This window comes from Cellulomonas sp. P4_H12, from assembly GCF_056400905.1.
Genome location: NZ_JBFUKJ010000109.1, coordinates 1 through 600, shown reverse-complemented (window position 1 = coordinate 600; position 600 = coordinate 1). Strand labels below are relative to the sequence as shown.

Here is a 600-nt window from a genome sequence, read left to right as displayed (position 1 = left end):
GGTCACGGGTGCGCTCGATCTCCACCTTCGCGATGCCGGCCCGCTCCATGCCCGTGGCGAGGAGCTTGCGGATGGCGACATCTTCCTTGACGTACTCCGCGTACTGCTTGTCTGCGTACCAGCGAGACTTCCAGTCGGTCGTAATGCCGAGGCGGAAGCCGTGCGGGTTGATTTTCTGGCCCACTATCGAGCACTTCCCTTCCGGCGATTACGGGTCGCGGCGCCGGCCTTGGGCAGGCTCTCCACGATGACCGTGATGTGGCTGGTGCGCTTGCGGATCCGGAACGCACGTCCCTGTGCACGCGGCTGGAACCGCTTGAGGGTCGCGCCCTCGTCCACGTACGCCGTCGCAACGACGAGCGTGCTGGGGTCCAGGTCCAGGTTGTTCTCGGCGTTCGCAGCTGCGCTGGCGATCACCTTCGCAACCGGCTCGCTGGCGGCCTGCGGCGCGAACCGCAGGATGTTCAGCGCGTCCTCGACCGAGCGCCCGCGAACCAGGTCCACGACACGACGCGCCTTCATCGGCGTCACGCGCACGTGGCGCGCGATTGCCTTGGCGGTCGGGTTGGCGGTTTCGGTGTTACTCATCGCCTCTTCGCC

The 600-nt window shown here is 66.8% G+C and carries 1 protein-coding gene and 1 pseudogene; both read right to left on the bottom strand.

All coding sequences use genetic code 11. The annotated features are described in order from the left end of the window. Window positions 1–184: pseudogene (locus AC1DQC_RS20025) on the bottom strand (30S ribosomal protein S3); the annotation flags it as partial. Then, the gene (gene rplV, locus AC1DQC_RS20020) at window positions 184–588 is read right to left on the bottom strand and encodes a 50S ribosomal protein L22 (RefSeq protein ID WP_072845939.1); all 405 of its coding nucleotides are present in this window, start codon (window positions 586–588) and stop codon (window positions 184–186) included. The pseudogene AC1DQC_RS20025 and the gene rplV, both read right to left, overlap by 1 nt. Between the last annotated feature and the right edge of the window lie 12 nt (window positions 589–600).

What these genes read in the sequence shown, in the direction of transcription:
- rplV (WP_072845939.1), bottom strand. Translation starts at nt 588, where the DNA reads ATGAGTAACACCGAAACCGCCAACCCGACCGCCAAGGCAATCGCGCGC.